The sequence below is a fragment of the Butyrivibrio sp. AC2005 genome (assembly GCF_000424145.1).
In the GTDB taxonomy this organism is placed as follows: domain Bacteria; phylum Bacillota; class Clostridia; order Lachnospirales; family Lachnospiraceae; genus Butyrivibrio.
In genome coordinates this window covers 156,264-181,406 of record NZ_KE384137.1, presented here as the reverse complement: position 1 = coordinate 181,406, position 25,143 = coordinate 156,264, and the positions used below count along the sequence as shown (strand labels likewise).

The 25,143-nt window shown below is 38.3% G+C and carries 22 protein-coding genes; all 22 read right to left on the bottom strand.

Annotated features, from left to right (window positions below):
- Positions 1-29: 29 nt before the first annotated feature.
- The 22 genes from G602_RS0117800 to G602_RS0117695 all read right to left on the bottom strand — a co-directional run bounded on the left by G602_RS0117800 (position 30) and on the right by G602_RS0117695 (position 25,134).
- Complete coding sequence (locus tag G602_RS0117800; RefSeq protein ID WP_026660164.1) at positions 30-1,910, bottom strand: TIGR03960 family B12-binding radical SAM protein; 1,881 nt, start codon at positions 1,908-1,910, stop codon at positions 30-32.
- A gap of 19 nt (positions 1,911-1,929) precedes the next feature.
- Positions 1,930-3,207, bottom strand: a complete 1,278-nt coding sequence (gene hisIE, locus G602_RS31810; RefSeq protein ID WP_026660163.1) for a bifunctional phosphoribosyl-AMP cyclohydrolase/phosphoribosyl-ATP diphosphatase HisIE — start codon at positions 3,205-3,207, stop codon at positions 1,930-1,932.
- Positions 3,208-3,229: 22 nt separating this feature from the next.
- The gene (gene hisB, locus G602_RS0117790) at positions 3,230-3,817 is read right to left on the bottom strand and encodes an imidazoleglycerol-phosphate dehydratase HisB (protein ID WP_026660162.1); all 588 of its coding nucleotides are present in this window, start codon (positions 3,815-3,817) and stop codon (positions 3,230-3,232) included.
- Position 3,818: 1 nt separating this feature from the next.
- Positions 3,819-5,114, bottom strand: a complete 1,296-nt coding sequence (gene hisD / locus G602_RS0117785; protein ID WP_026660161.1) for a histidinol dehydrogenase — start codon at positions 5,112-5,114, stop codon at positions 3,819-3,821.
- Positions 5,114-5,761 (bottom strand): ATP phosphoribosyltransferase, encoded by a 648-nt coding sequence (gene hisG, locus G602_RS0117780; RefSeq protein WP_026660159.1) that lies wholly within the window; start codon positions 5,759-5,761, stop codon positions 5,114-5,116. Before hisG ends, hisD begins: the two co-directional genes overlap by 1 nt.
- Positions 5,754-6,875, bottom strand: coding sequence for an ATP phosphoribosyltransferase regulatory subunit (hisZ, locus tag G602_RS0117775; protein WP_026660158.1), 1,122 nt, complete (start codon positions 6,873-6,875; stop codon positions 5,754-5,756). The genes hisG and hisZ overlap by 8 nt, the downstream gene beginning before the upstream one ends.
- 87 nt (positions 6,876-6,962) lie before the next feature.
- Positions 6,963-7,496, bottom strand: coding sequence for a Holliday junction resolvase RecU (locus G602_RS0117770; protein WP_026660157.1), 534 nt, complete (start codon positions 7,494-7,496; stop codon positions 6,963-6,965).
- Between the two features lie 32 nt (positions 7,497-7,528).
- On the bottom strand, positions 7,529-8,503 hold the full coding sequence (locus G602_RS0117765; RefSeq protein ID WP_330369222.1) for an RluA family pseudouridine synthase: 975 nt from the start codon (positions 8,501-8,503) through the stop codon (positions 7,529-7,531).
- A gap of 99 nt (positions 8,504-8,602) precedes the next feature.
- Positions 8,603-9,205 (bottom strand): hypothetical protein, encoded by a 603-nt coding sequence (locus tag G602_RS0117760; protein ID WP_026660155.1) that lies wholly within the window; start codon positions 9,203-9,205, stop codon positions 8,603-8,605.
- 19 nt (positions 9,206-9,224) lie between these two features.
- Positions 9,225-9,920: a pseudouridine synthase gene (locus tag G602_RS0117755; RefSeq protein WP_026660154.1), complete on the bottom strand. Its 696-nt coding sequence runs from the start codon at positions 9,918-9,920 to the stop codon at positions 9,225-9,227.
- A 128-nt stretch (positions 9,921-10,048) separates the two neighbouring features.
- On the bottom strand, positions 10,049-10,702 hold the full coding sequence (locus tag G602_RS0117750) for a hypothetical protein (protein WP_026660153.1): 654 nt from the start codon (positions 10,700-10,702) through the stop codon (positions 10,049-10,051).
- 14 nt (positions 10,703-10,716) lie between these two features.
- Complete coding sequence (gene coaD, locus G602_RS0117745; protein ID WP_026660152.1) at positions 10,717-11,211, bottom strand: pantetheine-phosphate adenylyltransferase; 495 nt, start codon at positions 11,209-11,211, stop codon at positions 10,717-10,719.
- Positions 11,212-11,225: 14 nt separating this feature from the next.
- Entirely contained in the window at positions 11,226-14,087 is a 2,862-nt protein-coding gene (locus tag G602_RS0117740) for an Ig-like domain-containing protein (RefSeq protein WP_026660151.1), read from the bottom strand.
- A gap of 81 nt (positions 14,088-14,168) precedes the next feature.
- Positions 14,169-14,720 (bottom strand): 16S rRNA (guanine(966)-N(2))-methyltransferase RsmD, encoded by a 552-nt coding sequence (gene rsmD / locus G602_RS0117735; protein ID WP_026660149.1) that lies wholly within the window; start codon positions 14,718-14,720, stop codon positions 14,169-14,171.
- A 23-nt stretch (positions 14,721-14,743) separates the two neighbouring features.
- Positions 14,744-16,981, bottom strand: coding sequence for a DNA gyrase/topoisomerase IV subunit A (locus G602_RS0117730; RefSeq protein ID WP_026660148.1), 2,238 nt, complete (start codon positions 16,979-16,981; stop codon positions 14,744-14,746).
- A 45-nt stretch (positions 16,982-17,026) separates the two neighbouring features.
- Positions 17,027-18,949 carry a DNA gyrase/topoisomerase IV subunit B gene (locus G602_RS0117725; RefSeq protein ID WP_026660147.1) on the bottom strand — a complete coding sequence of 641 codons (1,923 nt, stop codon included), beginning with the start codon at positions 18,947-18,949 and terminating at the stop codon, positions 17,027-17,029.
- Positions 18,950-18,984: 35 nt separating this feature from the next.
- Positions 18,985-19,854 (bottom strand): DegV family protein, encoded by an 870-nt coding sequence (locus G602_RS0117720; RefSeq protein WP_026660146.1) that lies wholly within the window; start codon positions 19,852-19,854, stop codon positions 18,985-18,987.
- 66 nt (positions 19,855-19,920) lie between these two features.
- Positions 19,921-21,987: an ATP-dependent DNA helicase RecG gene (recG, locus tag G602_RS0117715; protein ID WP_044932703.1), complete on the bottom strand. Its 2,067-nt coding sequence runs from the start codon at positions 21,985-21,987 to the stop codon at positions 19,921-19,923.
- Position 21,988: 1 nt separating this feature from the next.
- Positions 21,989-23,770 (bottom strand): DAK2 domain-containing protein, encoded by a 1,782-nt coding sequence (locus G602_RS0117710; protein ID WP_026660144.1) that lies wholly within the window; start codon positions 23,768-23,770, stop codon positions 21,989-21,991.
- 18 nt (positions 23,771-23,788) lie between these two features.
- Positions 23,789-24,151, bottom strand: coding sequence for an Asp23/Gls24 family envelope stress response protein (locus G602_RS0117705; protein ID WP_026490647.1), 363 nt, complete (start codon positions 24,149-24,151; stop codon positions 23,789-23,791).
- A gap of 113 nt (positions 24,152-24,264) precedes the next feature.
- On the bottom strand, positions 24,265-24,450 hold the full coding sequence (gene rpmB / locus G602_RS0117700) for a 50S ribosomal protein L28 (RefSeq protein ID WP_022759940.1): 186 nt from the start codon (positions 24,448-24,450) through the stop codon (positions 24,265-24,267).
- Between the two features lie 150 nt (positions 24,451-24,600).
- Positions 24,601-25,134, bottom strand: coding sequence for a hypothetical protein (locus tag G602_RS0117695; protein WP_026660143.1), 534 nt, complete (start codon positions 25,132-25,134; stop codon positions 24,601-24,603).
- Between the last annotated feature and the right edge of the window lie 9 nt (positions 25,135-25,143).

Genomic DNA, 25,143 nt, shown 5'->3' with positions numbered 1-25,143 from the left:
TATTATTGTCCTTCAATTCGATTAACCTGTTATACTCCGGTTTTCTTCTGGAAGCATATGCCTACACCATAACCGGCTCCGCCACATCCCATACAAGCCTGTCTGCAATTCGGTGATACCTTGGCTTCCTTTGAAGTTTCCCATTCGCGCCACAGGAATTCCTTTGAAACGCCACAGTCAAGCATATCCCAGGGAAGAATTTCATCTTTTGTGCGTTCACGTTTAACATAAAACATCGGATCAAGACCTGCTTTAGCCATTTCTTCCATCCAGATATCATTTTTGAAATATTCACTCCAGGCATCAAAAATGCAGCCTCTTTTATATACATTATAAATAACTGTTGAAAGCCTTCTGTCTCCTCTTGCAAGAATACCCTCAAGCATACTGGCATCGGCTTCATGCCAGTTATATTTTATATGCTTCTGATTAAGCTGAGACATTATTCCTTTACGTGTGATGCTCGCTTTATCAAGGAATTCTTCCTTTGTATTCATTGAAGCCCATTGGAAAGGAGTAAATGGCTTTGGTACAAAAAATGAAGTACTTGCTGTTATTTCAATGGTTCTTCCGTTTCGTTTTTCTTTTGGAACTGTTTCAAAGTATTCAACAGCTATTTTGTTAGCTATATCACCTATTCCTTCAATATCCTCAGTTGTTTCTCCCGGAAGCCCCAGCATAAAATACAGTTTAACCTTATTCCAACCGCCTTCAAATGCTTCGTGAGCACCTTTTAATATGTCTTCCTCAGTCAATCCTTTATTTATTACATTTCGCATTCTCTGAGAACCGGCTTCAGGTGCAAATGTAAGTGAGGACTTTTTCACATCCTGAACCTTACTCATAACATCAAGCGAAAAAGCATCAATTCTAAGAGAAGGAAGTGAAATATTCACCTTGTGTTCATTACAATAATCAATAAGGAAGTCCAAAAGCTCATTTAATCCTGTGTAATCACTTGTACTGAGTGAACTTAGGGATATTTCTTCATAACCGGTATTTTTAATAAGTGTCATGGCATATTCTTTGAGCTTATTTACATCTCTTTCTCTTAGCGGTCTGTATAGCTGTCCTGCCTGGCAAAATCTGCATCCCCTGATACAGCCTCTCATTACCTCAAGAACAACCCTGTCCTGTGTAACCCTTATAAATGGCATAACAGGCTTCATGGGATAATAGCTTTCAGTAAGATCAAGACAAAGCTCCTTCTCTACTACCTTAGGAACATCCTCACTGACTGTACTGATAGCCTTTATCGTTCCATCCTCGTTATAACTAATATCATAGAGAGAAGGAACATATATTCCGTGTATCTTAGATGCCTTTAATAAAAAGTCTTCGCGACTTGTACCATTCTTCTTACACTCCTCATATAAGTCAAACAGTTCACGATATTTCGTTTCACCTTCTCCTATATAAAAAACATCAAAGAAATCAGCTATAGGCTCAGGGTTATATGAACATGGTCCGCCTCCTATTACAATAGGGTCCTCCCATGTTCGGTCCTTTGAATAGAGTGCTATACCGGATAGATCAAGAACCTGAAGAATATTTGTGTAACACATCTCATATTGCAAAGTGAAACCGAGAAAATCAAAGTTCTTAACAGGATCCTGAGATTCCAAAGCAAAAAGCGGGATATTTTTTTCACGCATAAGGCTATCCATATCAGCCCATGGAGAAAATACCCGCTCACACCAGACATCATCATATTCGTTAAAAAGACCATAGAGTATCTGTATCCCTAAATGTGACATTCCAATCTCATAAACATCCGGGAAACAAAAAGCAAATCTTATTTTAATGTCAGATAAATCCTTCACAGCACTGTTAACTTCGCCGCCGATATATCTTTCCGGCTTACTAATGCTAAGAAGGATTTCATCTGATAAAGCTAATTTATCGTTCAAATTTCACCTCAATTTTTAATCATCGTCTGGCAAGTTCATCTGTAATCTCTTCCCAGCCGATATTCTTTTCAGACATAAGTACCATCATATGATACAGGAAATCTGCCATTTCGTAAATGAGTTCATTTGAATTTTCATTTTTTGCGGCAATGACCATCTCTGTGCTCTCTTCGCCGACTTTCTTAAGAATCTTATCAAGTCCTTTATCAAAAAGGTAATTTGTATATGATCCCTCACGAGGATTTATCTTTCTATCATTTATTACGGAAAATACACTATCTAAAACCTTTTGAGGATTTTTTTCCGCATATTTCCTGGAAACAATATCATTAAAGAAGCATGAGTAGCTACCTGTATGGCAGGCTGCGCCAACCTGTTTAACCTTAGCCAGAATAGTATCCATGTCACAATCAGCAGTAAGCTTCTTTACATATTGAAAATGTCCGCTGGTTTCGCCTTTTAGCCAAAGTTCATTACGGCTTCTGCTAAAATATGTCATTCTTCCTGTTTCAATTGTTTTGTAATAGGATTCCTTATTAAAATATGCAACCATCAAAACTGCATCTGTTCTGTAGTCCTGAACCACAACAGGAACCATATCATCGGAATTCTTTTTAAAATCTTCCCACTTATATTCAGGAATCATTCTGTTTACGGCAAGATCATTTTCTGCACAGATATTTTTCATATTTCTGATATCCGCAGCATTTCTGTTGATAGCAGATCCTGATAAACCGCTGACAGTTGGATTTGACATAAGATCAAGCATCTTATCCAGGGACAGATGCGGAACACATAATATTGTTGGCATATCAATGTCAAAGGTTTTCTTTATCTCCGTGCTCTTTAACAATATAAGTTCCGAGGAATATTTCTTTATATTCTCACCATATTCCGATATACGATCTGTCTCAGTAAAGCAGATACAAATCTTGTCCTTTCCGAATTTCTCGGAAACCTCCTGAAGAATATCAATATTTTCCTGCTTTGAAAAATTAAGACATGCTTTTTTACAACCAGCATACAGAAGCTTCTTTATATCTTCCATGCGTTTAACATTTCCGGCACCATATACATCACAGGAAACCTTATTACAGATGTCCTTTATTATATCAAGGGATTCCTCGTGTTCCTTATCCCCTTCCGACATGTCAAATATTATCAAACCATCACAATCATCATTGTCATATTTTTCCGCAAGATCAGCTGGTGATAACTCTAAAGCGTCAGCTTTATCAAGAGACTCTACAGCTTTTCCGTGAAGAAGATAAATACAAGGTACAAATTTTTTCAGCATAAAAATATATTCTCCTGTCTTCTTATAGGCTTCCTTTAGTGCTTAAAACACCGGTTATTCTTTCATCGAAAGACATAGCTTCATCGAGTGCTTTGGAGAAGGACTTAAACATTGCCTCTATTTTATGATGATCATTGAGGCCTGTAACAACCCTCAAATGAAGATTCATCATTGCACCATATGAAACCGCATAGAAAAATTCTCTTACAAGCTGTGTATCAAATTCGCCAACCATTGGGCTTTTAAATTCCGCATCCATCTCAAAGTATGGGCGGCCACAAAGATCAATAGCTGCAAGTACCAGAGAATCATCCATTGGCAATAAAAAATTCCCGTAGCGTTTTATCCCTTTTTTATCACCAAGAGCTTTTGATATTGCCTGTCCAAGAACTATTCCGGTGTCTTCAACGGTATGATGTCCGTCAACATGTATATCGCCCACAGCTCTTACAGATAAATCAAAAAAACCATGCTTGGCAAAAGCAGAAAGCATATGATCAAAAAAACCAATTCCGGTATTTATATCAGCCTTTCCGGTACCATCAAGATTAATTTCAACAGTTATATCTGTTTCTCCGGTTTTTCTTGTAACTTCAGCTTTTCTTGCCATATCAGTCCTCCTCAAATCGAACTGAAATTGAGTTTGCATGTGCGGTTAATCCTTCATTCTTTGCAAAGAGCTCTATGTCCTCGTGGACCTTCTTAAGACCTTCCTCAGAGTATGCAATAATACTTGTTTTCTTAACAAAATCATCAACAGATAGAGGCGAGAAAAATCTTGCTGTTTGGTTTGTAGGTAAAATATGATTGGGTCCTGCAAAATAATCGCCCAGGGGTTCTGAAGAATATGCTCCAAGGAAAATCGCACCTGCGTGTTTAATCTTAGTCATAACCTCAAACGGATTAGCTGTTATAATCTCCAAATGCTCAGAAGCAATAGCATTTGCTGCTTCAATAGCATCTGTCATATTATCAGCAACAAAGGTATATCCGTAATTATCCAGTGATTTATTGATGATTTCAGCTCTCTCAAGCTTTGCAGTAAACTTTTCAATTTCTGCTGAAACATCTTCGGCAAGCTTCTTACTTGTTGTAATCAGTATTGCACTAGCCATTTCATCATGTTCTGCCTGTGATAAAAGATCAGCTGCTACATATCTTGGATTAGCAGTTTCATCGGCAATAACAAGGATTTCAGAAGGACCTGCTATCGAATCAATGGATACATATCCGAAACAGGCCTTTTTTGCTAAAGCAACGAATATATTTCCGGGGCCTGTAATCTTGTCTACCTTGGGAATAGATTCTGTTCCAAAAGCCATGGCTGCAATTGCCTGTGCTCCACCAACCTTATAAACCTCTGTTACACCTGCAATATCGGCAGCAACCAGTGTGCCTGGATTAACCTTACCGCCTTTTGATGGAGGTGTACACATAACAATTTTTTCTACACCTGCCACCTTTGCGGGGACAACATTCATAAGTACGCTTGAAGGATACGCAGCCTTTCCACCGGGAACATAAACACCTGATATTTCAATAGGGATTATACGCTGTCCCAAAATTGAGCCGTCTTCCTTAGTATCTATCCAGGTATTTCTCTTTTGCTTTTCATGAAAAACACGGATATTCTCTGCACTTTTTTTGATAACTTCAATAAATTTATCATCTAATGCACTGTATGCTTCTTCAATTTCTTCTCTCGTAACTTTAATTGTATCAGATGTAAGATCAAAATGGTCGAATTTTGAAGTGTATTCAAATAATGCTTTATCCCTGTTCTCCCTGACATTGTTTATAATATCTGAAACAATCTGCTCATACTCACCATAATTCGAGGGGCTTCTTTTTAACAGTTTATCAAGCAGTTCATCTTTTGTTTTATCGTTAAGTTCAAGTATGCGCATTACAGATTCTCCTTCATATCATTTATCAGTTTGTGTATTCTGTCAGCCTCCATCTGCATGCTGACCTGATTCACAATAACTCTTGCAGATAACGGACATATTTCTTCAAGAACGGTAAGTCCGTTTTCACGTAGAGTACTACCTGTTTCCACTATATCAACAATCACATCGGAAAGTTTTACTATAGGTCCAAGTTCAACAGATCCATTTAGTTTTATTATATCTACAGTTTGCTGCTTTCTGTTATAAAAGTAATCCCTTGCAATTCTGGGATATTTGCTTGCAACCTTTATCATCTCATGATGATTTAAAAGTTCTCTTGCTGACTCAGGGCCACATACGCACATCCTGCACTTTCCAAAGCCAAGATCCAGAACTTCGTATACGCTTCTGTTTTCCTCCATAATAGTATCCTTGCCGACAATTCCTATATCAGCAGCACCATACTCAACATAAGTCGGAACATCAGGTCCCTTTGCAAGGAAAAATTTCAGCTTTAATTCTTCATTTGTAAAAATCAGTTTTCTTGTTTTTTTATCCGTAACCTCTTCACATTTTATGCCACATTTTTCAAGAAGCTCCATTGTCGAATTGACAAGCCTTCCTTTTCCAAGGGCAAATGTAAGATATCTGTTCTCATTATTCATATTGATTTGCCCCCTTTAAAATAACACGCTTGCCTTCATTTCTAAGTGTTTTTGCTTCAGATAAAGCATCAGCAAAACTATTACTTGTGTATTCAATCACGATAGGTTCCTTATGCTCGGGAAGCGGGATATTTTGTCTGTAAAGAGCATTCATTAAATCATCCAGGTTAATCATAAAGCCAATAGATGGAGCACTTTTTCCGAATCGCTCAAGAAGATTATCATATCTTCCACCTTTTGCAATGGCATCACCCACACCATAGGTATATACACCAAACATTACGCCTGTGTAATAATTAAACTTACTCAGCATTCCAAGGTCAAAAGATACATACTCCTCGATACCATAGTCACATAATACCTTATGTAAATCCTTTAGATGGTTTATTGCAGCCGATGATCTTTTATTATTAACAAGCTCACCAGCTTCATTTAAGATATTCACATTTCCGATACAGGTAGAAACATTTTTGATCAGTTCCCTGTATTTTGAAGAAACTTCGGCTTCCTCCATGATTCTGTCTGCTGCAAAGGTATTTCTGCTGACAAGCTGTTCCCTTATTTCTTCTTCTGTATCAAAGTCAATGCCGGCTTCTTCGCAAATACCATAATAATAATCAGCATCACCTATACTAACCTTAAAATCTTTTAAGCCTGTTGATGAAATGGATTCTACAAGTAGCGCGATCATTTCTGCATCGGCATAAATAGAACCGTCATTCATTAGCTCAGCTCCTATTTCAGTTGACTCCTTAAGCTTTCCCTGAAGGCTATGTGTATTAAGAAAAGTCTTGCCACTATAGCAAAACCTGACAGGTTCCTCATCCTCAAGAAAATACTTGCTCGCACATCTTGCTACGGAGGGAGTAAAGTCAGGTCTTAAAACCATTGTCATCCCGTCCTGATCAAAGAACTTGTATAATTCACGAGCACTGTTATCAGATATTTCTTCTGAGAATACGTCAAAAAACTCAAATGTAGGTGTGTCAATCTCATCAAAACCAAAGAGCTTCATGCGGTTACAAATAGCTGATTTAACCCATGTTCTGTCGCTGCATTTTGCTCCATATAAGTCACGAACTCCTTCCGGAGTATGTAAAAGCCTTCGATTCATAAGCGTCTCCTGATACTTTAGTATATTAACGTGCTACTTCGCTACTGCATTAAACTTATTTCAGTTTATAGGAATACAATTTATTTGTCAATCTCTTTGCTCAAGATCCTTTTGTAATATGTTCAAATACGGAATAAATGCTTCCAAGTCATTGGAAATAATATAATCAGGGTCCAGCTCTTCATACCGAAAGCTTTTTCTTCCTCCGGCCAATGCTCTGTCCCAGAATTTTTTCAGATGTCTGAAGGGTAAATAATAGAATTCACCTTTTGTAGTGAAATGAATTAAGAAAAATGCAACACCATCCTGTTTTTCAAATCTCTCCATAAAAGAGACCTGATGCGGATGAATGTTCTCTAAAGCGAAGGTATCCTTGCTGCACTCCTTGGCATCAAAGCATACAGGAATACCCTGAACAGCACCAATATAATCAATTGTGCTCTTCTGATCAAAATACGCAAGCGTAATATGTCTTGTTTCTTTATCAATTTTTATAGGAGTTATAGGAGTCGGAATTTTTTGAATAAGAGCCAGTTCCTCCTCCTGATATTTTTCATTTGTGCGATTTATGAGTTCTTCCAAGGCCTGTCCACGAAGCCCCCTGGAATTCCATGTGGCCATAGCTGCTCCCCCAAGCGTTTAGGTCTATTGCATTAGAATATTTTATCTTCTATTTTGTTATACAACGAAGGCACATTTGCTACAATTGTTTTACCTGATAAATGCGACAATTCTCCGTCTATCTGTGGAAACTCCAGCCTATAAGCATGAAGCAATTGATATTTTAGACCGAACTCTTTTTTTATCAGCCCATTTACTTTGCTATTACCGTATTTGGAATCTCCGATAATAGGATGGCCGATTGAAGAAAGATGTGCTCTTATCTGATGTGTTTTACCTGTATGCAGTAAAACTTCAAGCTCCGTCAATAAGATTTTTTCATTATTGCCTGAATAGGTACCTTTATTTATTATTTGGTAAGATGTCCTTATCTGTGAAAAATCACTTTCTTTAATATTTTTACCTTTTGGTATTTTATCAAATAACTTAACCGTATTACGTTTTTCATCCTTATAAAGATACCCTGAAATACTCGCATCCTCATTCATACTTCCAATAACTATTGTCCTGTAATACTTATGAAGTGAACGGTCTTTAAGTATCTCGGCCATTTTCTGCGCACCGCAAAGACTCTTGGAGCATATCAAAATACCGGAAGTGTTTCTGTCGAGCCGGTTACATACAGAAGGTCTGAAGGTTGCTAAAGAGTCTTGAGATATCAAGCCTGTGCTAAGCAGATATCCAATAAGCCATTCATTCATACTTACATCATTTTTATCTGCCTTTTGGGATAAAATCCCTGCAGGTTTATTTACCAAAAGAATATGATCATCTTCATATATAATATCAATATTTTGATATTTTTTATATGCATTTTCAAATTCGGATAAGACATCAACGTCTTCTGTTGAAGCCGCTTTTACATGCTTATTGGCAAATTTTTCAAACGTTTCATCCGAAAAATATACGGATATGGTATCATCCTTACCAAGCTTCTCTTTACCATCAGCCTTTTTTCCATTAAGCGTGATATTCTTTTTCCTGAGCATCTTGTATAAAAAACTCATAGAGCATTCCGAAAAATAACTCCCAAGAAATTTATCAAGCCTTTTACCTGCTGAATTTGAATCTATTTTAATTTCTTTCATATTTATACCGACTTATGTTTATAAAGAAATTGATAAGAGTACCAGTGCACAGGTTTCAACCGTCCCAGGAACCCACGCTTCTTCAATTACTACGGGATCGATATTTTTGACTGCACGTATCTGCTCAAGCTGATCAAGCCTTGTACAAAATGCATTTATATCCTTAAATACCTTTACTGTATAATCGCTATAGCCACTTTGCGCAATCTGATTTCTTATATGCTTTTCACAATTGGTTATATCAAGCTCTTTGTTCTCTGTAAAGCATATAACATTCTTATCAAGAACAGTAGCCGCTGCAATGCTGTAGTTCTCCTCATAGCTTGTCATTTCAAGGTCATATCTTATAAGCAGGCCTTTTCGATGACTCTCGATTTTATCATATGCTTCCTTTGAGCATGGATGTGCTTTCATGTACATTATCATATTTACAGCACTAAGTCCCGTAGGAAGACATCCCACAGCAGCTATAATACTGAATATATTTTTGTTGGACTTATGCATAATAAGGCCGGTAAAAAATATAATCAAACAAATTGCAAGTGCAGCAATCGTTCTTACCACAGCGAATTTTCGATTATATTCTATATATCCAAAGCTTCCTTTAGCTACTTTTTTCATTTCAACCTCGTAAAACATATTATTTTAATAAATTCAGTTCTTCATCAGTCAGTTCTCTGTATTCTCCCGGCTTAAGCTCAGGATCAAGTGCCAGGTTCCCCATTCGAATTCGTTTTAGAAAAACAACTTCATTCCCGACTGCCTGAAGCATACGCTTAACCTGATGGAACCTTCCTTCATGAATGACAAGATGCAAAATACCATCCTCGATATAAGCCTTCGCCGGTAATGTAGGTGTTTCATCACCAATGTCAACCCCTTCTTCAAGCTTTTTCAATGCAGGTTCTGATAAAGGTTCTCTTGTTTGAACCTCATATTCTTTTTCAACATGCTTTTTGGGTGATAAAAGTCTGTGTGACAATTTACCGTCATTGGTTATTATCAAAAGACCCTCGGTATCTTTATCAAGGCGTCCCACAGGTGCCAGATCCTTATCAAAACCGGTATCAATAAGATCAAGTACAGTTGTGTCATGATTGTCTCTTGTAGCAGATACAACTCCCTGAGGCTTGTTCAAAAGGTAATACCGAAACTCTTTATAATCTGCAGTAAGGCATTCACCTGAAAAAATGATCTCATTTACATTTGGATCAATCGATGTTTCAGCCTTAGTAATAATATTACCATCAACAGATACCATTCCGTTTTTTATATATTCCTTTATCTGCTTTCTTGTTCCCAGTCCGCAATTCCCAAGAAATTTATCTAATCTCATATATTCCTCATTCGGTAAGTAATTATAAATTATTTAACGTTCTGTGAATAAAAACAGCTGCCGCATGATTATCTCTGCGGCAGCCATATAATCATATATTGATAAAACTGAAATTGTTATAACACGCATTAAAGCATATCAAGATTCAGATCAGACTCATCATCAAAATCATCTTCGGAAGGCTTAATCTCACTTATATTAGCCGAGGACTTAGGTGATTCTTTCACATTAGCCGGATTAACACTGGGTGGAACCAGATCAGCTCTGTTGGATTTAATTGTCTCGCTATAATTTGTCAGATCTTTAAGTAAAGCATTGTTATTAGCACTGGTCGTATCAATTGCCTTATTAACAATATCTTCAACTTCCGCTAAAAGACTATCAGTATAATTTACTGCTGCAGCCTTCATCTGATTAGCTTCATCAGTGGATCTCGTTAAAATCTCCTCAGCCTGCTTAGCAGCATGTGCTATAACTTCATTTGCCTGCGCATAAGCCTGTTGCATAATTGTGTGTTCATTTATCATTGACTGAGTCTGCTGTGTAGCTTTATCAATCAAATCCTTTGCCTTTTTACGGGCATCCTCAAGAATTGCCTCTTTATTACTGATAATAGTCTGATATCTTCTGATTTCTTCCGGAGTTTTACTTCTAAGCTCGCGTAGAAGCTCATCAATTTCTTCCTTATTCACAATGATGTTAGTATGAGACAGAGGCTGGTGCTTGCAGCTTTCAATATAAGTTTCAATCTCGTCAATGCATTGTTCAATTCTACTGCTCATTCAGTAATCCCCCTTTACACTTTATGTTCATACCCATATTTCTCATAAACCTTCTGTGCAACATAAGGGGTCACACAGCGGCTTATATCCCCATGGAAGCTTGCAAATTCTCTGACAGTCGAGCTGCTAAGATATGCATATTCAAGACTCGTGGTTAAAAATACGGTATCAACTTCATTATGTGAAAATGCTCTGTTAGTCTGTGAAATCTGAAGTTCATATTCAAAATCCGTTATGGCACGAAGTCCTCTAAGTAAAATCTTTATGTTCTTTTCTTTGCAATAATCGATGATCAATCCCTCATAGGAATCAACCTCAATATTTGTCAGATCAGCTGTTGCTTCTCTTATCATCTTAACACGTTCATCAGGCGAAAACAACGGACTCTTGGCTGTGTTAACGCTTACAACAACCACCAGTTTATCAAACATTTCCGATGCTCTTTTTATAATATCAATATGCCCTAAGGTGATAGGATCAAAGCTTCCGGGATATACAGCTATTTTCATATAAAAAACCTCTTTTATTTAACCTTTACAGTACATGTAGCCTTATGCTTGCCGTCAACAGACTTTGCGGTAATCTTAGCCTTTCCTTTGCTAAGAGCAACAATATTACCGTTAGCATCTACAGAAACAACACCGGGCTTACTGCTCTTCCAGGTTACTTCTTTATTGGTTGCCTTTTTAGGATTAAAGCTTACCCCAAGAGTATATACGCTTCCAACAGTAAGCTTCAGCTTTTTCTTTGAAAGCTTGATAGATTTAACTCTTGTTGCTTTTTTTACATTTATCTTTATCTTAACTTTGTAACCACCATCGACTGAAGTACAGGTAATTGTGCATTTACCCTTCTTCTTACCGGTAACTATACCGTTTTTGTTGACACTGGCTACTTTTTTGTTGCTGGACTTAAATTTAATGCTCTTATTACTTGCCCACTCAGGAAATACATATGCGTTGATAGCAGCCTTACTTCCTGCATATATAGTAATATTTTTCTCGGTTGCATCAATTGTCTGTACACGTCCGTCAGTTACGAGAATTCGGCAACGTGCCTTTTTTCCACCGGCTTTTGAGGTTGCAAAAATCTCACATTCACCGTTTTTCATACCTGTTACAACGCCAGCTGTATTTACGCTTGCTATTGTTGAATCGGATGAATTCCACATTACAGTCTGATTATTGCTGCCGGATACTGTTGCTTTAAGTGTAATCTGCTGTCCTACTCCGATCCGTGTACTTCCTGTATTTAGTGTAACCTTTATACCTGCTGAATTTGAACTCGTTGATGAAGAATAATCCGAGTAGCTTGTAGGATAAACATAATTAAATTCAGAGGTTTTATAGTCAGCATATCTGTCATGAACAAATGTAAGCCTCTTAGAGTTATATGTCTGGGTTACATAATCAAAGTTTTTGCTTCCCTTAAGGAACCACCATCCTCTGGGTGTTTCAGCTCCCCATGTACTATCTACGTTGTAATAATAGTCACCGATTTTTACTATATTCCATCCATGCCCGGCGGTATTACCTACCTGACCACCGTCACCGGCAATAAGTCTGCAGTCTACTCCGGCAATAAGCATAAGTCTGTAGTATAAAAGCGCATAACCTTCACATACAGTATTTTTACTTACAACAGCAGAATAACAGGACCAGGGTGAGTAATCTCCATAATCTTTTTTATCATCAAAACTGTAATCATATCTTACATTACTGCAAATCCAATTATAAGCGCGTCTTGCTTTTTCATAATCAGAAATTGAAGATGTAAGTCCAAGACTTTTTACAAGATTATTAATTGCGTTGGTAGTAGCAACTTCCTGATCATAATTATGTGTATAAACATACTTAACAACGATTGATCCGTATGTAATACCATCTACGTAAGAAATAGATGATTGATATGCACGGACTATTGATGCCCACTGTACATAGTCACCTTCGTTCGGTACTCCTGTATGTTCAAAAGCAATCGGAATCATGCTGTTCAGGATTGTTGTTTCATTATAGGAACCGGGAAGCTTGAAATTAATGGTAATAGGCGCCTGTCTTGCCATAATACCTCTTTTGCAGGCTTCACCCATCTCCTGAATGGAAGTACAATTTCCACCGGAAGACATAAGCGCTTTAACATTTTGTGCTGAATCAACACCTGCCCCAAGAGCTGTAAGCTCTTCATCACTGAACTCTACAAGATTCTCATAAACCGGGTTAACCTCAGATGTCACTTCAGTTGTTGTAAAATTAAGAACTGCAGATACATCATAAACAGAAAAGCTCTCTGCGTCATAGCTTACAACTGTCTCTTCTTCGTTATTGTAAACATCGGTTGCATTGTCATCTACTTCAGCATCCACTTCAGTAGTTTCGGCATTATCCTCAATATGAAAAACCTGAACGGATACATCTTCATTTTCATTGCTTACATCTGCAAGCTCTTCATCAAGAGTAATCTCAACCGAAACCTTCCCATCAGGTTCAAATTCTACTCCATCCTTAGACAGAGTAATATCGAAAGATGCTGAATTATATACAACAGAATCTTCAGGAAGAACTTCATTTACAAGGTCATCAGTATGTTTTCCTGCAACCTTCTCAACCTTCTTTACAGTAACTTCTGTTCCTGCAGGTACTACTCCTTCATCTGCATGAAGTTTTATCTTATATCCATCTATGACAGTTTCAAAATCAAAAACAGCAGATTCCGGAACTTCTGCATTTCCATCGGAAACAGAAACATCTGCGGCATTATCTTCAGCATCACCATCTGTTATTGCAGCATTTTCAGGATTTTCTCCATTTCCATCAGCTACATTTTCATCAGCATTATCTGTATCAGATGCACTGTCTGCATTCTCACCGGTTGTATCTGTATCAGATGCATTTCCTGTATTCTCACCGGTTGTATCTGCATCAGTTACTGTTTCCTCTGAATTGTTATCTGTTCCATTATCTGAATTAGAATCGTTATTGGATTCAGAATTATCATCACTTGTTTCTGCAGTAGCTGATTCTGAACTGTTTCCGGAAGTATTTTCGTCATTTACTTCTGTCTGACTATCATTTGAAGCATCATTGTTATCTTCTGATGTTGTATTATCAGCTTCATTTGCTGTCTCATTTTCAGCTACAGGTTCAGACTCATTTGCAGTCTCACCTGATTCACTTACATTTTCTCCTTCTTGTGAAGACTCCTCATTATTGAGTGTTTCATCACCTGTTGTTTCATTAGCCTCGCCGTCATCTGTATTTTCGGATGCGGTAACAGCTGACTCTTCTGTTTCAACAGCCAGAGCCTCCATTGGCGCAGCACTTTCTGCAAACAGCAAAGCACAAAGTGCAAGAGCTAATTTGCGCCTTCCCCAAATTTCTTTTCTCACTTTCCTTCATTCCTTTCTGTGTTTTCCCCTCTCACAGAAAAAATCTATAATCAAGCACGTTTTATATATAATATTCTTTAGTTAAATACTTTTCTTCATAAATACATGCTGATTAGTCTTGTATCTTTTTTCCTTTATTATTTCAAAACCATTATCTTCAAAGACCGATAAATCCATATCAAGACTACATTCAGCTATTAGCATTGTATATTCTGTCACATAAGGCATTTTGCTTAAAAGCGCAAAGGTTCTTTCATATAGTCCTGAATCATAAGGAGGATCCGCAAAGATCAAATCAACTTCTGTTTCTTTAACATTTTTTAGGCCAACAAGAACATCCTGTTTTAATACAGTTGCCTTTTCCTCAAAATGTGTAGTCTGCAGATTTTGATTTATACATTTTACTGCCTTAATATTATTCTCAATAAAATATGCTTTCTTAGCACCTCTTGAAAGTGCCTCTATGCCTATTCCGCCACTGCCTGCAAAAACATCAACAAATACAGCTCCCGGAACATCATTCTGAAGCATATTAAAAAGAGTCTCTTTAATTCTGTCCTGAGTAGGTCTTGTCTCATTTCCCTCAGGAGTAACAAGTTTTAGCCTTCTTGCTTCACCGGCAATTACTCTCATAATATAATTTACTCCAATTCATGTTATAAACGAACTTTGGTTCCCTTTGTATCCCTGCTGGTAATTTTCAGGTGATCAAGCTGTAAACCTTTACCATTGTGCTCAATAGTCTGTGTATCGGCTTCGCCAAGGTAATATACGTCTCTTACAAAATCCTTTGAACCAAGGCGCATACCACGCACACCTACCGCGCTCTTTTTCTTTTCAGGTATTTCAGTCACATTAAATCTAAGGAAAAATCCTGCTTCAGACTGGAACACAACAGTACTTATCTCGTGGACCTCGTGTACACTTACAACCTCATCTCCGTCTGCCAGTTTTGTTGCAGCTACAGTTCTTCTGGAAACGTCAAACTCACCACCGTCAACAATCTTTGTATTAGCCTGTTTTGTTACAAACATAATTCTGTAAAGATTAAGGCTACTCTGACTTGCAACGTAGACAATCTGATCACTTGTTGTGTCAAAATCACTCACATTGTCAATTGGCACACCTTTATCACGCATTCTTCCTGCAGGAAGATCCATTGCCTTGATTGTGTGAAGATTGCCCTTTGCTGTAAATATGCAGACTTTACCTGTATTTTTCATAATGAATGAATATCTGAAATCCGTTTTAATAGTTTCCAGATTCTTTTCATAGGTTGTAACATCAATTGTCTTGGCATAGCCAAAACGATCCATTATAAAGGCAACATCTATTTCTTCAACAGGCTTCTCTTCATAGACAGCATCTTCAAGATTATCTATAACTGTTCTTCTTTTTACAGAATATTTCTTTCTGATATCACTGAGTTCATTCTGTATTACAAGAGACATGGACTCATGATCTTCAAGAATATCCTCGTAACGATATATTTTAGCTATAGTATCTTCATGCTCTTTAACAAGTGCATCAAGCTCAAGACCAATGAGTTTATATAGTCTCATTTCAAGGATGGCATCGGCCTGCCTCTCAGTAAAAAGAAGCTGAGCTGCCATTGCACGGGATGCCTCACTCTTAAATCTTATGCCTTCAGTATTACCGTTAACCAGGCAATCCTTAGCCATGGGTCTGTCCTTTGAGCCTCTAAGGATTTCAATAACTATGTCAATAACATTGCAGGCTTTGATGAGGCCTTCCTGTATTTCCTTTTTGTCCTGCTCCTTGTGAAGAAGTGTTGTATACTTTCTTCTGGCTGTCTCAAACTGAAAATCAACTACAGCCTTCATAATTCCCTGAAGGCTCATTGTCTCAGGTCTTCCATCACAGATTGCCAGCATGTTAACACCAAAGGTATCTTCAAGCTTGGTCTTTTTGTAAAGGAGATTAGTAAAGTTCTCTACATCAGTATCCTTTTTCAGCTCTATAACAATTCGAATACCTTCTTTTGATGACTGATTGGAAATATCTACAATATCGTTAGTTATTTTCTTTTCTGCAAGCTCAGCAACATCCGAAAGGAATTTACCTATACCTGCCCCGATCATTGTATAAGGAATCTCTGTAATAACAAGATTGATATGTCCTGCCTTACCCTTTTCAACTTCAACCTTACCGCGAACACGTACCTTTCCCTGTCCGGTTTCATATATAGCGCGAAGTTCATCCTTATTGATAACTATTCCGCCTGTAGGGAAATCAGGTCCCTTTATATACTTCATAAGCTGCTTGGTATTCATCTCGGGATTCTGCATATACGCAATCTCGGCATCAATAACTTCAGCCAGATTATGAGGAGGCGTACTTGTCGCCATACCTACAGCTATACCCTCAGAACCATTTATAAGAAAATTAGGAATTTTTACAGGTAAAACAGTAGGTTCCCGCTCAGTCTCATCAAAGTTGGGGATAAAATCAACCACATCCTTATCAAGATCTGCAAGGAAATTTTCCTGAGTGATATGGGCAAGACGCGCTTCAGTATAACGCATAGCAGCGGCGCCATCCCCCTCAATATTTCCAAAATTGCCATGCCCATCTACAAGAGGAACAGCCTTCTTGAAATCCTGTGTCATGACAACAAGGGAATCATATATTGAACTGTCACCATGCGGATGATATTTACCCATGGTATCCCCAACAATACGTGCACTCTTACGATAAGGTCTGTCATACCTTATTCCAAGTTCATACATATCGTATAAAGTTCTGCGCTGAACAGGCTTAAGGCCGTCCCTGATATCCGGGAGCGCACGAGCAACAATAACGCTCATAGCATAGTCTATATAAGACTTTTGCATAATTTCCGAATACTCGGAGCGGATCAGTTTTTCTTCCATCTTTATCTAAAACCTCACAATATCAGTTAATAAAACATAAAATACTTATACATCCAGTTCTGCATCTGTAGCATGCTGGTGAATAAAATCTCTTCTCGGAGGAACTTCATTACCCATAAGAAGCTCTGTCATATGAGACGCCATCTTGGCATCCTCAATCTCCACAAGTCTCATCATTCTGTTCTCCGGATCAAGAGTTGTCTCCCAGAGCTGTTGAGGATCCATCTCACCAAGACCCTTGTATCTCTGAAGAGTAAATGGTCCCTTGTGATTTTTACGATACTTCTCAAGAGCGGCATCATCGTATAAATACTCTTCTTTTCCTTTACCCGGCATAGCCTTATACAGCGGCGGCATTGCAATATATACATGACCTTCAAATATAAGTTCAGGCATAAATCTGTAGAATAATGTCAGAAGCAAAGTTGCAATATGAGCACCATCAACATCGGCATCCGCCATAATAACTATCTTGTCATATCGAAGCTTTGAGATATCAAAATCATTTCCGTAACCCTCTGAAAAGCCACAGCCAAAGGCATTGATCATTGTCTTAATCTCTGCGTTTGCAAGAATTTTGTCTATACTTGCCTTCTCAACATTAAGGATTTTACCTCTTATGGGCAGAATAGCCTGAAACTCTCTGTTTCTTGCCATCTTGGCACTACCACCTGCGGAATCACCCTCTACAATGAATATCTCACACTTGGATGCATCCTTACTGATACAGTTTGCAAGCTTGCCATTTGAATCAAATGAATACTTCTGCTTAGTCAGCAGGTTTGTCTTTGCCTTTTCTTCGGACTTTCTTATCTTTGCTGCCTTCTCAGCACATCCGATTATTGATTTTAATACCTCAAGATTTCTGTCAAAGAAACGGGTAACCTCATCACCTGTTATCTGAGATACAATCTTAGCTGCATCCTGATTATCAAGCTTTGTTTTGGTCTGTCCCTCAAATCTCGGATCGGGATGTTTTATGCTAACAACAGCAGTCATACCGTTTCTTACATCAGTTCCGTTGAAATTACTGTCCTTTCCTTTAAGAACGCCTATTTCTCTTGCATATTGATTTATAATATTTGTAAACATGGTTTTAAAGCCGGTAAGATGTGTTCCACCTTCGGCATTATATATATTGTTACAAAAACCAAGAATATTCTCATGAAATTCATTTACATACTGAAAAGCTACATCAACCGAAACACCATCGCTTTCACCGCTGTAGAAAATCACATCAGTGACTGCTTCCTTCGACTTATTCATATCGCGAATAAATCCGGTAATACCTTCGGGTTCGTGGAATTCTATGTATTCTTCCGTACCCGGTCTGTCATCAATATAAATAATTGTGAGTTCGGGATTCAGATATGCTGTCTCATGCAATCTGGATTTGATGTCCTCTTCTCTGAATCTTGTCTTTTCAAATATTGTAGGATCGGGAAGAAAAGATATGGTAGTGCCATGCTCTCTTGTTTTTCCTACAGGCTCAAGAAGCCCGTCCTTTAATTCTACTGTGGGAACACCTCTCTCATAGGCATCTTCATAGATCTGGCCATCAGTCCTGATCTGAACCTTAAGCCAGGTAGACAGAGCATTAACAACAGAAGAACCAACACCATGCAGACCACCACTGGTCTTGTATGCGGCATTATCAAATTTACCACCCGCATGAAGCATAGTAAGAACCACACGCTCGGCAGTAATTCCCTTTGCATGCATACCCACAGGTATACCACGGCCATTATCCTCAACAGTAGCACTACCATCAGGATTAAGTGTTACCGTAATCTGAGAACAATGCCCGGCAAGGTGTTCATCTACCGCATTGTCCACAATTTCGTAGACAAGGTGATTAAGTCCCCTTGTTGAAACACTTCCAATATACATACCGGGTCTCATTCTTACTGCTTCGAGACCCTCAAGAACTGTAATGCTGGATGCATCATAGTTATTATTTGTTGACATAAAACTCCCCAACCTTATTTAAAACTTTTTTCTAATTATACATGCACCTTCCTGGATGCTGCGATTGCAAGCGCCCCCGGACCGATATGACATGAAACCACAAGAGAAAGCGGATCCATATGCATCTCATAACCGGGAAATGCTGCTTCTACTTCACTCTTAAACTCATTCGCTTTTGCCAGGTCGTATGAATAAGCACCGCTTAAGTGTACATCATGAGCATCAATTCCGCCGAATCTGTTTTCAAAATCAGACAGCATTGCATTTATCATTATGCTCTTACCCTGAGAAGCGGTTCTTGCCTTAGCAAATGCATCAAGCTTTTCACCTTGTATCTGAAGTACCGGCTTAAGCTTTAAAAGTGTTCCGAGAGCTGCAGCTGCAGGTGTAATTCTTCCACCCTTCTTAAGGTAATAAAGTGTATCAAGCATAATATAAATACTTGATTCAAACTTAACTTCTTCAAGCTTATCCTTTATTTCTTTTCCGCTCATGCCCTTATCACGCATTTCTATAGCATCAAGCACGGACTGCCTCATAGTAACGGAAATACGCTGATTATTTACAACAAATACTTTGTTTTCATAATCATCAGCCGCAAGCATTGTCGCAGTCTGGCATGAACTTGAAAGTCCGCTGCTAAGTGGTATATATACTATTTCATCATAATCCTTAAGCATTTCATCCCACAGCTCCAAAAGTGATCCAGGACTGGGCTGACTTGTTGAAACATCAGCTCCGTCAGCAAGCTTTTTAAAGAAATCTTCCTGAGTAAGATTAATGCCTTCTAAATATTCAACTCCATCAATCATAAATGGCGTAGGTATTACTTTGATACCGAGTGCTTCGCCATCAGCAGGCATAATTCCGCTGTTTGTATCAGTTATGATTGCTACTTTTGACATGTTTTCCTCCACATAAGTACACTATATATTGTATTAGTCGAACACATACTCTACTAAATTTTACTTTTATAGAGCCGTAAAGTCAAATGAATTTGAGGAAAGCCACTCTTTAAGAGGCGCATTTTCTTCCATAACAAGGTCAGGATCCTCAGAAAGCAGACTATCTGCAAGGCTTGCAGCCTCCCTTATAAGTGCGGCATCCTGATATATATCCGCAACATGAAAGGACATTTCCCCGCTTTGTCTTATGCCGAATAAATCTCCCGGGCCACGTTGTTTTAAATCTTCCTCGGCAATTTTAAAACCATCATTGGAATGATTCATTATTTCAAGTCTTTCTTTTGCCTCCTCTCGTCCGGAGGTATTTATGAAAATGCAATAGGACTGTGCATTTCCTCTTCCAACCCTTCCTCTTAGCTGATGGAGCTGCGCGAGTCCGAAACGCTCAGAATTTTCAATCATCATTACCGTTGCATTGGGAACATTTATCCCGACCTCAATAACTGTAGTAGACACAAGAACATCAATATTACCGGCTGCAAACTCTTCCATGATTTTTTCTTTTTCAGCCGGTTTCATCTTACCGTGCAATGTACCGATCAAAATATTTGAAGGCAGTATTCCTTTGAGCTTTTCCGTATAATCCATTACATTTTCAAGGCCGTCACTTTCCCCTTCTTCAATCATGGGGCAAATAATGTAGGCCTGATGTCCTTTACCAACCTGATCAGCAATGAACTTATAAGCTGTAGCTCTGTATTCCGTTCCAACTACGCAGTTCTTTATAGGAATTCTGCCGGAGGGCATCTCATCCAAAACAGAAATATGAAGATCTCCATATAGAATTATGGCCAGGGTTCTTGGTATAGGTGTGGCACTCATAGCAAGAATATGTGTATTATGCCCTTTTTCAGACAATGTTTCTCTTTGCTTTACACCAAATCTGTGCTGCTCATCAGTAATAACAAGCGATAACTTGTTATAGTTTACTTTTTCCTGAATAAGAGCGTTGGTACCTACAATACAATTAAATTCACCGTTTTCGATTTTTTCCTGTGATATCCGTTTTTCCTTCGCAGTCAGAGAACCTACAAGAAGTACCGGAGTAAGCGGAAGTCCGTATGTTTCTGCCATATCAGAGAAAGCTTCATAGTGCTGTCTTGCGAGAACTTCCGTTGGTGCCATTATAGCTCCCTGATATCCGTTTTCAGCCGTAAATAAAAGTGCAAGAAACGCAAGAATTGTTTTTCCCGAGCCCACATCACCCTGAATTAGTCTGTTCATAACGTGGTCCCCCATCAAATCCTGCTTTATCTCATCCCATATCATCATCTGCTTTCCGGTTAACTTATAGGGAAGCTTGTCAATTAAAGCATCCGAATAATCTGAGGTTTCATAAATATAATCATTTACTGAAATATCCTCTTCACGTTTAAGAAAACGGAGTTTTAAAATAAACTGCAGAATCTCATTAAATGCAATTCTTTTTCTTGCTTCGGTAAATGCATCCATATCAAGAGGAAAATGGATTTTTCGTACAGCCTCGGAATAGTTCATTAGACCCATCTTATTTTTTATATAAGTCGGAAGCATCTCTTCCAGATAAGGAGTACTGGGAATAGCCTGCTTCATGACCTTAATAATCAGCTGATTGGAAAGACCTTTCACAAGAGGATATTTGGGCTGCATGGAACCCATTATTTCAATGTAATCTTCAGTTTTATACATCTTAGGCTGTTCGATTACAAAACCGCGGTCCTTGCGCTGTACAGGTCCTCTGAATACATAATAATTTCCCGGCTTAATATTATTCCTCATAAAAGGCATATTAAAATATGTAATCTGTAATTCTCCCGTAGCATCTCCAGCCTTAAAAGTAAGAATGCTTAAGTTTCTTACTTTTTTTACAGCAATATTTCCGACCGGCGTAACTCTGACAGCACTTATTTCACCGGGTAAAAGCTCGGATACATTTTTTATCTCCTTACATATGTCATAATCCCTTGGAAAATACAAAAGAAGATCCTGAACAGTCTTTATTCCACACTTTTCAAAAAGGGCGCTGCTTTTATCGCCAACGCCCTTTAAAGAAGATACATGTTCAATTAATGATGGATTTTTTCCAGTTGCCATCTTACTCCGCACTCACAATGTAATAATAAATCGGCTGACCGCCATACTGAACTTCCACGTCACAGTTAGGATACTTTGCGCTAACACTCTCGCTAAGAGCATCAGCCTCTTCCTGTTTAATATCAGAGCCAAAATACAAACTGATAAGCTCAGTAGAATCATCTGTTATCTTATCTATCATCATTTCTGTTACTTCTGCAATGTCACCGCCAACACCAAGAATACCACTGTCACCTATTCCCATGTAATCGCCCTGTTTTATAGTAACATTATCAATCATAGTATCTCGAACAGCATATGTAACTTCACCGGTTTTTACAGTAGAAATAGCCTCATTCATTCCCTCTGCATTTTCTTCAGCGGAAACACCCGGCATGAAATTGATTGCAGCAGTAATTCCCTGGGGAACAGTCTTTGTGGGAATAACAATAATCTCCTTATTTTCGCCCTTATCTTCCATCATTATCTTTGCCTGATTAGCAGCAAGGATAATATTCTTATTATTCGGAAGAGCGAAAACAGTGTCTGCGTCTACCTTCTCAGCAGCCTCAAGAATGTCCTCAGTGCTGGGGTTCATCGTCTGTCCGCCTTCAATTACATAATCAACACCAAGTCCTCTGAAAATTTCAGCAAGACCATCACCTGCACAAACAGCAACAAATCCAATCTCTTTATGCTCTACGTTTACAAACTTGGGCTCTTCCTTTTTATCTGCTCCTGTAGCAGTTTCTTTAAGTGGAATATCATCACCTGCACTGTATGTGGGAGTTGATTCTGCAGCACCGTTTATTTCTGTATCAATCTCAGCATATGTTCCATTCTGTGTCTCATGGAAAAGCTTCTCACGATGCTCCATACGCATGTTATCAATCTTCATATTTGAAAGCTGACCATACATAAGAGCTCTCTGTATAGCAAGTCCGGGATCATTGGAATGAACGTGTACTTTACAGATTTCATCGTCTGCAACCATTACAATACTATCACCGATTGATTCAAGGAAAGCCTTAAAATCAATCTCCTGCTTAACATTAAGCGGTTTATTAAGCAGAACAATAAACTCTGTACAATAACCAAACTTAATATCGACTTCAGCTTCAGCTTTTACCTTGCTCTGTACAGGAGCTGCAGCTGCTTCATCAATAGAATAATCTATTTCCTTACCGCAAAAGGCATCAAACGCGCCCTTAAGCACCTGCATAAGGCCCTGTCCGCCAGAATCAACAACACCTGCCTGCTTTAAAACAGGAAGCATTTCAGGAGTCTTGGCAAGAACCTCATCACCATATTTAATAACTTCATCAAAGAAAGGTTCAAGTTCATCAGCGCCTTCCTTTGATAATTCCATTGCTCTCTCAGCAACACCTTTGGCAACGGTGAGAATAGTCCCTTCCTTAGGCTTCATAACTGCCTTATAAGCTGTCTCAACCGCTTTATCAAAAGAATCAGCAATTATTGTTGCGTCCAGTTCATCATGGTCACGTACACCCTTTGTAAAGCCTCTGAGAAGCTGAGAAAGAATAACACCGGAGTTACCTCTGGCACCTCTCATAGCACCTGAATAAATGCTCTTACAAAGTGTACCCATATCTACATCATCAGAAAGTGTCTTTACATCCTTAGCTGCAGACATGATCGTCATAGTCATATTAGTTCCGGTATCCCCATCAGGAACTGGAAATACATTAAGTTCGTTGATCCATTCTTTTTTAGCATTCAAATTACTGGCGCCTGCAAGGAACATTTTCTTAACATCAGACGCTTTGATTGTGTTACTCAAAATTCTTATCCTCCTTGAACCTTAGTCGATGACGCGAACGCCTTCAACGAAGATATTTATCTTCTCTATTTCAAGGCCGGTGAATTCCTCAACCTTGTACTTAACGTTATCTATGAGATTGTCGGTCACAGCTGAAATACTCACACCATATGCGATAATTACATGAAAATCCAGAGTGAGCTTTCTATTAGGACCAACTGTAACATTAATTCCTCTTTTGATGTTGTCCTTCTTTAAAAGACTTACAAGTCCCTCAGCCACATTAACATTAGCCATGCCAACAATACCAAAGCATTCATTGGCTACTGCTCCTGCATACTGAGCAATTACTTCATTATCAATAGCGATACTGCCCATATGGGTATTCATTGAAGTAGACTTCATACTACACCTCCATTAAAATTGCATATATCAGATTATAAACTAATTGTGCAGAAAATAGAAGTAAAAAAGGATTCACAAGCTTGTGAATCCTTTAATAAACAAATCTTAATGAATTAAGCACGCTCAACCTTTTTAGATCTGAGACAGCTTGTGCAAACGTTCATTCTCTTTGTACCGCCGTTAACCTTAACAGCAACCTTATGTACGTTAGCATTCCAGATTCTATTGCTCTTTCTATGGGAATGGCTTACGTTGTTACCGAAATGAACGCTCTTGCCGCATACTTCACACTTAGCCACTTTGACACCTCCTTATAAGCCATATTTTAATCAAATACATCAAACGAATATATACTTGTTTTTAATAAATATTCGCAACACGAGATATCATAACAGAAATATTAACTAAATGCAAGTATAAAATATTTAACCCGTAATTTTTCTATAAGATCAGGCTTTCATATATGAATCAAACTGTCTGAGGAGTATATTGTATTCCTCATTTATCATATCGCAAACTCTGTGATCGCCACACATATTATCCGGATGATATATTTTCATCAAATCTCTGTATCTTTTTTTAAGAGCCAAAAGTGAATTGACTCCCTGAAAGAAAAATTCAGCCTGACTGTATTCGTCCTCACGAAGATACCCCTTTTCCTGTTCAAGCTTCTTCCATTCACGATCAATTTTCTTCTTATCAGCATTTAATTTATCAAATCCCTCTTTCAGGATCTCGATCTGCTGATCGAACAAAGCCTGATCGTCCTTGAATTTCTGTTTGTCATGTTCAAACTGACTTCTCTCAAACTGAAATTTCTCTCGAAACTTTTTCAATTTCGCTTCTATTTCAGCAACCTTATTATCAACAGCCTTCTGCTCCTGTTCAAGTCTCTGGCTCTCCTTATAAATCCAGAGTCTCATCTCAAAGAGCTCTTCCTCGGTTGCTTTGTCGATTCTTTCCTCACTTATAAACTTTTCCATACGGAACCC

Bases quoted from the DNA above. Each gene is read 5' to 3' on its own strand.
- hisIE (WP_026660163.1), bottom strand. From the start codon at position 3,207: ATGCTGAAAAAATTTGTACCTTGTATTTATCTTCTTCACGGAAAAGCT.
- hisB (WP_026660162.1), bottom strand. From the start codon at position 3,817: ATGGCAAGAAAAGCTGAAGTTACAAGAAAAACCGGAGAAACAGATATA.
- hisD (WP_026660161.1), bottom strand. From the start codon at position 5,114: ATGCGCATACTTGAACTTAACGATAAAACAAAAGATGAACTGCTTGAT.
- hisG (WP_026660159.1), bottom strand. From the start codon at position 5,761: ATGAATAATGAGAACAGATATCTTACATTTGCCCTTGGAAAAGGAAGG.
- hisZ (WP_026660158.1), bottom strand. From the start codon at position 6,875: ATGAATCGAAGGCTTTTACATACTCCGGAAGGAGTTCGTGACTTATAT.
- G602_RS0117770 (WP_026660157.1), bottom strand. From the start codon at position 7,496: ATGGCCACATGGAATTCCAGGGGGCTTCGTGGACAGGCCTTGGAAGAA.
- G602_RS0117765 (WP_330369222.1), bottom strand. From the start codon at position 8,503: ATGAGTTTTTTATACAAGATGCTCAGGAAAAAGAATATCACGCTTAAT.
- G602_RS0117760 (WP_026660155.1), bottom strand. From the start codon at position 9,205: ATGAAAAAAGTAGCTAAAGGAAGCTTTGGATATATAGAATATAATCGA.
- G602_RS0117755 (WP_026660154.1), bottom strand. From the start codon at position 9,920: ATGAGATTAGATAAATTTCTTGGGAATTGCGGACTGGGAACAAGAAAG.
- G602_RS0117750 (WP_026660153.1), bottom strand. From the start codon at position 10,702: ATGAGCAGTAGAATTGAACAATGCATTGACGAGATTGAAACTTATATT.
- coaD (WP_026660152.1), bottom strand. From the start codon at position 11,211: ATGAAAATAGCTGTATATCCCGGAAGCTTTGATCCTATCACCTTAGGG.
- rsmD (WP_026660149.1), bottom strand. From the start codon at position 14,720: ATGAGAGTAATTGCCGGTGAAGCAAGAAGGCTAAAACTTGTTACTCCT.
- G602_RS0117730 (WP_026660148.1), bottom strand. From the start codon at position 16,981: ATGGAAGAAAAACTGATCCGCTCCGAGTATTCGGAAATTATGCAAAAG.
- G602_RS0117725 (WP_026660147.1), bottom strand. From the start codon at position 18,949: ATGTCAACAAATAATAACTATGATGCATCCAGCATTACAGTTCTTGAG.
- G602_RS0117720 (WP_026660146.1), bottom strand. From the start codon at position 19,854: ATGTCAAAAGTAGCAATCATAACTGATACAAACAGCGGAATTATGCCT.
- recG (WP_044932703.1), bottom strand. From the start codon at position 21,987: ATGGCAACTGGAAAAAATCCATCATTAATTGAACATGTATCTTCTTTA.
- G602_RS0117705 (WP_026490647.1), bottom strand. From the start codon at position 24,151: ATGAAGTCTACTTCAATGAATACCCATATGGGCAGTATCGCTATTGAT.
- G602_RS0117695 (WP_026660143.1), bottom strand. From the start codon at position 25,134: ATGGAAAAGTTTATAAGTGAGGAAAGAATCGACAAAGCAACCGAGGAA.